Origin of the sequence: Agriterribacter sp., assembly GCF_035445465.1 — a bacterium.
Classification (GTDB): domain Bacteria; phylum Bacteroidota; class Bacteroidia; order Chitinophagales; family Chitinophagaceae; genus Agriterribacter.
The window spans coordinates 1-9,367 of record NZ_DAOMQT010000088.1 but is presented as its reverse complement, the minus strand read 5'-3'; the positions used below and the strand labels follow the sequence as shown (position 1 = coordinate 9,367).

Annotated in this window: 7 protein-coding genes and 1 pseudogene; 2 read left to right on the top strand and 6 right to left on the bottom strand. The window is 45.6% G+C overall.

Annotated elements, in window-relative coordinates:
• Window positions 1–38 precede the first annotated feature (38 nt).
• Window positions 39–302, top strand: coding sequence for a hypothetical protein (locus PLE34_RS20870; protein WP_324560232.1), 264 nt, complete (start codon window positions 39–41; stop codon window positions 300–302).
• A 153-nt stretch (window positions 303–455) separates the two neighbouring features.
• The gene (locus PLE34_RS20865) at window positions 456–1,919 is read left to right on the top strand and encodes an ATP-binding cassette domain-containing protein (RefSeq protein WP_324560230.1); all 1,464 of its coding nucleotides are present in this window, start codon (window positions 456–458) and stop codon (window positions 1,917–1,919) included.
• Here the strand turns inward: PLE34_RS20865 and PLE34_RS20860 are convergent.
• The 6 genes and pseudogenes from PLE34_RS20860 to gltB all read right to left on the bottom strand — a co-directional run.
• Window positions 1,912–2,130, bottom strand: a pseudogene (locus PLE34_RS20860) (hypothetical protein); the annotation flags it as partial. The gene PLE34_RS20865 and the pseudogene PLE34_RS20860 sit on opposite strands and share 8 nt — an antisense overlap.
• Before the next feature lie 62 nt (window positions 2,131–2,192).
• Window positions 2,193–3,389, bottom strand: a complete 1,197-nt coding sequence (locus tag PLE34_RS20855; protein ID WP_324560228.1) for a DUF5009 domain-containing protein — start codon at window positions 3,387–3,389, stop codon at window positions 2,193–2,195.
• A 175-nt stretch (window positions 3,390–3,564) separates the two neighbouring features.
• Window positions 3,565–4,257 carry a porin family protein gene (locus tag PLE34_RS20850; RefSeq protein ID WP_324560227.1) on the bottom strand — a complete coding sequence of 231 codons (693 nt, stop codon included), beginning with the start codon at window positions 4,255–4,257 and terminating at the stop codon, window positions 3,565–3,567.
• A 476-nt stretch (window positions 4,258–4,733) separates the two neighbouring features.
• Entirely contained in the window at window positions 4,734–4,925 is a 192-nt protein-coding gene (locus PLE34_RS20845) for a hypothetical protein (protein ID WP_324560225.1), read from the bottom strand.
• Between the two features lie 39 nt (window positions 4,926–4,964).
• A complete protein-coding gene (locus tag PLE34_RS20840) occupies window positions 4,965–6,476 on the bottom strand; it encodes a glutamate synthase subunit beta (RefSeq protein ID WP_324560224.1) in 1,512 nt (503 codons plus the stop codon).
• 56 nt (window positions 6,477–6,532) lie between these two features.
• Window positions 6,533–9,367 (bottom strand): glutamate synthase large subunit (gltB, locus tag PLE34_RS20835; protein ID WP_324560222.1); only part of this gene is annotated, 2,835 nt, incomplete at its 5' end.

Below are 9,367 nucleotides of genomic sequence, written 5' to 3'. Positions count from 1 at the left end.
TTAATTCTGCATTGATCAGATTTAAAATTTGAAATGTTATGTATTCGTATGCTTTGCTGGAAAAAGGATGTTATTATCTTATTGAGGAAAAGGAGGGGTCTCCTGTTGCGCTCATCAGGGTCATGCTCGAATCCGATCATTGCCTGTTTATAACGCGCTATGGCGAAACGGAAATGACGGAGTGGAAAAGGAAATCAGACCCGATTTTTGAGATCATTGAACTGCTTGATGACAAAGCGGTGAAAGAGTGGGAATCGTCGTACTACAGCAATGAAGACGCGTATTATGAAGACGAGGATTAAGCCATGAGCGGAAAGCATTTCAACTTGTTGTACCCATTCCCGGACAGTGCATGGAGCAGATGGTAAAGGGGCAAAAATGCAACAGCAATTGAAAATGCATCCAGAAGATTGTAAACAAAATAATAACTTGAGCCATTGTAATATAATGATACAATGGCTTTTCCTTTTTTACAACTTGAACAGATAACGGTGCAGCGCAATGGCAGAAAGATCCTTGACCATATTGACCTCATCATACAAAGCGACGAGCAATGGGCAGTTACCGGTGCTTCGGGAAGCGGCAAAACGATGCTGGCATATGCACTAGCGGGCCGGCAGCATTATTCGGGCCATATTACTTTTAACGGACAACCCGGTTATCGCCCGCACATAGTAGTGGTGGAACAGCAGCACCATTTTAAAAATCTTTCCAACACTTCCGATTTTTACTACCAGCAGCGCTACAATGCATCTGATGCCAACAATGCCTTAACGGTTGCCGAAGTACTGGACCTGGATAGCCGGGCGCATACCCTGCTTTCTTCCGGAATTATTATAAAGGAGTTACCGGCGTTGCTGCACATAGAACATGTAATGCACGAGCCTCTGATACAATTGTCGAATGGCGAAAATAAAAGACTGCAAATAGCTAAAGCCATACTGGGCGATCCTCAACTGCTGATATTAGATAATCCTTTTGTTGGATTAGATACAGCAGGCAGAACCATGCTTTCCCGCATCATTAACATATTGAGTGATGCAGGCATAAAAATAATATTAATCACTTCCCCGTTAGAAATGCCCGGGTGCATAACACACGTTGCCACAATAGATAATGGGAAGCTGGTTTCAGCGATACCCAAAAAAGATTTTATCGCTCTTGCAAATGAACCGGCAACAGGTTTCCGGATCAGCCACCCGCTTTTACAAGCATTGCAGCGGCCGGCAGAAAGCAACTTTGCATATGCCGTAAAAATGGTAAACGTATCTGTGCAGTATGGAGAAAGAACAATTTTAAAGCATATTAACTGGGAAGTAAAAAAGGGTGAACACTGGAGCATATCGGGGCCTAACGGTGCAGGCAAATCTACATTACTGAGCTTAATAACCGGGGATAATACAAAAGCCTATGCCAACGAAATTTACCTGTTTGATCAACGCAGGGGCAGTGGCGAAAGTATCTGGGACATCAAAAGAAAGATCGGCTACGTATCGCCCGAAATGCATGTGTATTTTGATTATAGCGCCACCTGTTTTGAAACGATCGCATCCGGTCTGTTCGATTCTATCGGACTGTTCAGAACCTTAACGGCGGCACAGCGTTCCCAGGTAAATCAATGGATGGCATTATTTAGGCTGGAGCCTGTTCAAAATAAATTACTGTCGCTGCTTTCTGCCGGGGAGCAGCGGCTTGTTTTGCTGGCGCGCGCTTTGGTAAAAAATCCACCGCTCTTAATTTTAGACGAGCCCTGCCAGGGCTTAGACCCGGAGCATGTGCAGCAATTTAAACAAATCATTAATGATATCTGCGGGTTGTTCGATACCACCCTGCTATATGTAAGTCATTATAAAGAAGAAATCCCGGAATGCGTAACGCATTTTATGCGCATCGAAAACGGAGAAGCCTCCTTTATATAGACGGACTCATCAACGAAGTTCCTTCATAGATGGCCGCCAGGGGAATGAATTGTTCTACTACAGGGATATACAATAAAGCAGTTAACAATTTGTATTCTTCGAGTTCCCAATGCCCCTTTTCATTGAGCCGGAAAGCTTCCACGGCAATGGATTCAGAATCCACTGTAATATATGCTTTCAATGTAGCAATATCGCGGTACAATCTGAATTTATCTCCCTTATCAACTCACCCTGCTCCCATTTTCAAATTCCCACATTTTCATATTCACCTCTTCATAACTGCAATTTTATATTAAGCCGGTTCAGCCCCTTTGCAATATACATTACGGCAATCGCGTAAAACACCGCCCATAAAAAACCCGGCACCCCATAACGCATGCTGTAAGGGAAAATGCTGATGTGCAACACCGCGAATAAAGCATACAATATGCCGGGAATAATATAAGTAAGGAGGGGATTAACGGCAGCCGGCTTGAAGAAACGCGTCCAGCTGCTTATTTTTTTTATATCAATCAGCCAGTACAGCACACTAAAAATGATACAACAAATACCAGCACTGTAAAGGCACCAGGTTGGTGTAGCATAAATTTTTGAGATGCCAAAATAAGGGCGCAGCACATACCCTGCCACAAAAAGCAGTAAAGTAAATATCCCGGCGGCTATAAACCGGCGGCCGGCAGCTTTAGTTTCATTCTTATCAAAATAAATAAGCGACAACACTATTCCGCACAGCACAACGGAAGTATGCGCGGCATTACCTGTTTGGCTGCTGATCCAGCGCAACGATCCGCTTTCCTGTACGAAAGCGCTTTTGCCGGCAATATAAAACGCAATGCAAAAACAGATCATTGCCAGCATCATTACTATGTTTTTCCTGAACAACTGAAAAAAAATGCAGCCAAATAAATATGCCCAGCCAATCAGTCCCAGTATTCCCCACCACCGGGGGGTCATAGAGGCTGAACCATCTTCTCCTCCGCGGTAAACAGCGGCAAGCATCAGTAAACCGGCTATACCTGCGGTTCTTAACAGGTATACCCATATCCGTTTTTGACTCCGGTATACATTCCAGATCAACACAGCACATATATAAAACAACAACAGCCACAGGTGTATGGACATGCCCATTGACTCTTTATGATATCCTCCTTCACCATTTACCATAAACACACCAAGCACCAGCAACCCAAGCGTGCGCCAAAGAATATGCCATTGCAACTGAAGAAAACGATCTCCTTTTTGTACCCGGTTTTTTAAGGCAAAAGGTACCGACATGCCCACAATAAATAAAAAAGCAGGAAACACCACATCCACAAAGGTCATGGCATCTGCACTGGCAGGCACATGTTTCATCCATAAGGGAATATCTCTTATACCTGCCAGCTCATTTACAAAAACCATTACCAGAATCGTAATGCCGCGAAAGGCATCTATGGAAAGGATGCGTTGGGGTTGGAGTGATGGATGCATGTGCGTATAAAATGTTTATGGTACAAGTTACGATTTGATGCATTACCGGATTTACCCTGCACAAACTAAGAATTAATGAAAAAAGGGATGCACTATTAAAACCGTGCAACCCTTTTACAAAAATTCGTTCAGTAAATATTTTCTCACCTCACCACTCACTACTCACTACTCACCACTAAAACCTGTATCCCAATGATGCGCCAAAGCCTATGTTCTTCCACTTGCTTTTATCGGCAGCCACACCATCAACTTCAGGATTGATCTGAGAAAGCCCAAGCTGTCCGTTTAACTGCAAACTAAAGCCGCTGTTTAGCTCATATCCCACCAGTATATTACCGCCAAAATCGAATGGCTTAACATAATAGGCTGCGTTCAACAGTGTTGTTGCGTACTCCGCGGCGCTTATTTTACCTTTAAATTTCGCATCCAGCTCAACAGCCGTACCGTTAGCTTTGGTTTTATTTTTACCCGAAATGCCGTAAGCGGCATAAGGCCCTGCACCCAGCAACAATCTTCCTCCACCCAGTTCCGGCTTAAATACAAGGTTCACGGGTAATTCAACATAAGAAATGTGCTCCGTGTATTCAATATTGTTATTTTTTCTTTCAGCGCCTTTTGTGGAATATAACAGTCCGGGCTGCAGATAAAAGCCCTCCGAAATAAATAAATCGGCATTAATACCCGCGTGAAAGCCGGTTGTAAAATCATTGTTGAGCTTATTGCCCATGAAATCATCGCCATAAATTTTCTGAAGATTAACTCCTGCTCTTATTCCAAAGGAAACGAGCTTGTCTTCGCCTTTTTGCGCATAAACTGCCGTAATGCCTAATACCAATGCCGTTGTTAATACAATGAATTGTTTTTTCATAATGGGTGAAATTATTTAGTGGAGGCAAAGATATAGCCCGCGTACACATAACATTGGTCTTTAGCTTTTTCTTTTATTAAAGACTTCTTAAAGTTGGATAATGGCAGGTATAAGGTGTAGGGTGGTATAGAGCATCACGGAATCTGTTTCAACTTTGGGTGTGTCATTTATCGGTACTGCCTAACCTTCTCCGGTTTCGGATTTCCGGCTTCGTATTTTATCGGCTGTACGAACGTCTCCGCTTTTATCAATTTTTCTTCCGCCTCTTCCCAACGGGGTCTTCACAGTCGCGCTATTGTGTGAAGTGAGATCCCGGTGAATGTTGAGCCAGGTTAGATGCTTCCTGCGTGCCAATGACAGACAATAGTACAAGGCTGAACTATAGTACTAAAGCCAATCCCTGATCCTCTGTTTATTGTATTGAAGAGCAAGGCTTCTATCAACTAAGTGTATTAGCGATCTTATGAAACAAAAGCTCAGATGCGTTGCAGCAATCTGGCGGGCAGTAAAAAAATCGACCTGATAAGAGACAGTATCCCGTCAACCGCTATGCCCAGTAACCGGAACGGCAGTAGCACCAGCCATACTATTGGATACAGCACAATGGCAAGAATAGCCAGCGGCGCACATAGCACTAACAGAATCAACCAAAGCAAAAATGTAACCATAACATTTGTATTTTCTTACTACTTACCACTCGCTTACCCCTATATTGCCAACGATACCAGCGACGCGTCTTTGGTTTCCAAAAGGGAGCTGCCCATCAAAAATTCATCTACTTTACGGGCGCATTCTCTTCCTTCGCTTATGGCCCATACTACCAGCGATTGCCCGCGGCGCATATCACCCGCCGTAAATACTTTAGGTATGCTGGTTTGATATGCCTTTTCCGAAGCTTTTACATTTCCGCGTTCATCATATTCCACCTCCATTTCATCCAGCAAACCTTCATGCTGCGGATGAACAAATCCCATGGCAAGCAGCGTAAGCTCGCAGGGTATCTCCCTTTCCGTTCCCGGTACTTCCACAAAACGGGAAGGTCGCTGGTCATCAGAAAACTTCCATTCCAGGTCAACGATTTTTAATGCGCTCAGGTTACCCTTTTCATCTCCGAGAAATGCTTTGGTGGCAATGGCCCATGCCCTTTCACAACCCTCTTCGTGGGAAGAAGATGTTTTTAAGACCATCGGGTAAGTAGGCCATGGCATAAATGGCGTACGCTCACCCGGGGGCTTGGGCATCAGCTCAAATTGGGTAACAGATGCGGCGCCATGCCGGTTGGATGTGCCCACACAGTCGCTGCCGGTATCGCCACCACCAATAACCACTACATTTTTCCCCGTAGCTTTTATTTCTTCTTTGAGAATATTACTTTCAATGGCGGCATTCGCCAGGGGATCTTTTTTCGCGTTCCGCTTGTTTTGCTGTTTCAAAAACTGCATGGCGAAATATACGCCCTTCAGCTCGCTACCGGGTATGGGTAAGTCCCTGGGCTGGGTAGAGCCGCCCGCCAGCACAATAGCATGATATTCATTCAACAGATCATTGATACTTACATTTACGCCTACATTCGCATTGTACCTGAATTCCACTCCTTCCTGCTCCATCACTTCTATACGACGGTCAACCACCCACTTCTCTAATTTAAAATCGGGTATGCCGTACCGTAAGAGTCCGCCGGCGGCATCGTCTCTTTCAAAAACAGTAACCAGGTGCCCCGCATAATTCAGTTGTGCTGCTGCTGCCAGCCCCGCAGGACCGGAACCGATAACGGCTACTTTTTTGCCGGTACGGATATTGGGCTTGCGTGGCTGCACAAAGCCTTTTTCGAATGCTATTTCAATAATATGTTTTTCAATTTCTTCAATGGTAATAGCAGGTTGGTTAATGCCCAATACGCAGGCCGACTCACAGGGGGCAGGACAAATGCGCCCCGTAAATTCAGGGAAGTTGTTGGTAGATGTTAAAATATCATACGCTTCGCGCCAGCTTTTGCGGTACACGGCATCATTGAATTCCGGGATAAGGTTGCCCAAAGGACAACCATTATGGCTATGGCAAAAAGGTACCCCGCAATTCATGCACCGCGAAGCCTGGTTCACCAGCTTTTGCTCAGAAAAGCGGTCAATGAACTCGTTGTAATTTTTCAATCGTTCCGCTACTGGTTTTTTCCCCGGCAATTCACGCGTAAATTCTATAAAACCTGTTGGCTTGCCCATTGTATTGCTTACTTCATTAATGAATTAAAAATGTTTATACTTCCACCCTGTGCCGCTTACCTTTCCTCCACTTTAATCTTTGCTTTCTGAACGGCTTTTTTATAATCTTTGGGATATACTTTTATGAAATTCTTCAACTGGTTGTCAAAATCATCTATAATGAATTTAGCAACCGCGCTTCCGGTATAAGCATAATGCCGGGTTATCATGTCATACAGCTCTTCCGATTCGCCATTGACCACCGGATCAAGGTCAATCATTTCGGGATTACAATTTTCTGCGAACTGACCTTTTACATCATATACATAAGCAATGCCTCCACTCATACCCGCGGCAAAATTTCTGCCGGTATCGCCCAGTATTACTACCCGGCCCCCGGTCATGTATTCACAACCATGATCTCCCACGCCTTCTACTACAGTATTAGCGCCCGAATTTCTTACACAAAAACGCTCACCGGCCTTGCCCCTGATAAATGCTTCGCCGGAGGTGGCGCCATAAAAAGCCACGTTACCGATAATAATGTTTTCTTCAGGAACAAATCCTGCCTCTTTTGAAGGATATACAATAAGTCTGGCACCGCTTAAGCCCTTACCAAAATAATCATTGGCATCACCTTCCAGCTCGAACGTAACCCCATTGGTGTTAAAGGCGCCAAAGCTTTGTCCGGCCGTACCGGTAAATTTAAAATGAATGGTATCGTCCGGTAATCCTGCCGCGCGATAGCGTTTTGTAATTTCGTTAGAGAGTATGGTACCTGCCGTACGGTCAATATTACGGATCGGGAATTCTGCGTATACCCGTTCCCGTTGCTCCAGCGCAGGCCTTGCTTTTTCAAGCAATTGCCAGTCTAATACCTCTGCCAGTCCATGATCCTGTTTTTCCTGGTTATATAAACCAACCTGTTCAGGAGCGGGTTCTTTATATAATATGGGAGACAGATCCAGCTTCTTATACTTCCAGTGATTAATGCCTTCTCTTCTTTCCAGGCAATCTACCTGCCCCACCATTTCATTGATGGTTCTGAATCCCAGCTCAGCCATCAGCTCACGCAGATCCTGGGTAAGGAACTTAAAGAAGTTCACTACATGATCGGCATTGCCGGTAAACCTTTTGCGTAATTCGGGATCCTGCGTGGCTACGCCCACAGGACAGGTATTGAGGTGACATTTACGCATCATAATACAACCTTCTACTATCAAAGCGGCTGTAGCCACTCCCCATTCCTCCGCTCCAAGCAATGTAGCGATAGCAATATCACGGGCCGTTTTCATTTGCCCGTCGGCCTGCAAAACCACGCGGCTCCTGAGGCGGTTCTTTACCAATGTTTGATGGCTTTCCGCCAATCCCAGCTCCCAGGGTAAGCCGGCATGCTTGATGGAGCTTACCGGGGACGCGCCTGTTCCGCCGTCGAAGCCTGCTATGAGTATTACATCGGCTTTTGCTTTGGCAACGCCGGCAGCAATAGTGCCCACGCCGGCCTTTGACACTAATTTTACATTGATGCGGGCCGCACGGTTGGCGTTTTTAAGATCAAATATCAGTTGAGCCAGATCCTCAATAGAGTAAATATCATGATGTGGCGGCGGAGAAATCAATCCTACGCCGGGCGTGGAATGACGCACTCTTCCTATCCAGTCGTCTACTTTATGTCCGGGCAATTGCCCGCCCTCGCCGGGCTTTGCGCCCTGCGCCATTTTTATCTGCAGTTCATCGGCTTCGGTAAGATATAAGCTGGTAACGCCAAAGCGGGCAGAGGCAACCTGCTTAATGGCAGAGCGCATAGAATCGCCATTGGACAGCTTTTCATATCTCCTTTCATCCTCACCTCCTTCACCGGTATTGCTTTTGCCACCGAGGCGGTTCATGGCTATAGCCAGCGTGGTATGCGCTTCCCAGGAAATAGAACCGAATGACATGGCGCCCGTAGCAAAACGTTTGTAAATATTTTCTGCCGGCTCTACCTCATCAATGGAAACAGACGGACGGTTACGCTTAAAGCGGAACAGGCTGCGCAATGTGCAGGCTTTCTCACCCTGGTCGTTTACCGCCTTGCTGTATTTTTTAAACACATTATAATCATTCATCCGTGTTGAATACTGCAACAAATGAATGGTTTGCGGATTAAAGAGATGCACTTCCCCTTTACGCTTCCATTGGTATATACCGCCAACGGACAAACGATCAACAGGAATATTTTTAAGATTGAATGCAAGCGCATGCTTGGCGAGCGCTTCTTTGGCAATTTCATCTAACCCCATGCCTGCCACCCGGCTTACCGCACCCGTGAAATATTTGTTTACCACATCCTGGTTCAATCCTAATATTTCAAATATCTGCGCACCCTGGTAAGACTGGAGGGTGGAGATACCCATTTTGGAGAATACTTTCAGCAAGCCGTAGCATACCGCTTTTACATAATTTTTACGTAAGGTGTACCAGTCCTGGTCGGTTTCCCACCTGCCGGTGGCTTTCATGGTACGGATAGTGGCCAGTGCCAGGTAAGGGTTGATAGCCGTTGCGCCAAAGCCTATCAAACAGGCAAAATGATGTACTTCCCACACATCGCCGGCTTCTACTACTATCCCTACCTGGCCGCGGTATCCTTTGCGGATAAGGTGATGATGCACGGCAGATACACAGAGCAAAGATGGTATAGCAGCATGGTCCGAGTCTATTGCCCGATCCGAAAGAATAAGCACTTCAAACCCATCTTCCACTGCATCTACTGCGTAACGGCAAATACGGTCTAAAGCGGCTTTCAGCGACCCGGGCTTGCCATCCGACCTGAAATAACATTGAATGGTTTTAGCCTGGAAAATACCGGTATCAATACTGCGCAATTTTTCAAGCTCAGTGCTGGTAAGTATGGGCTGCTTAAGGGCAACTGC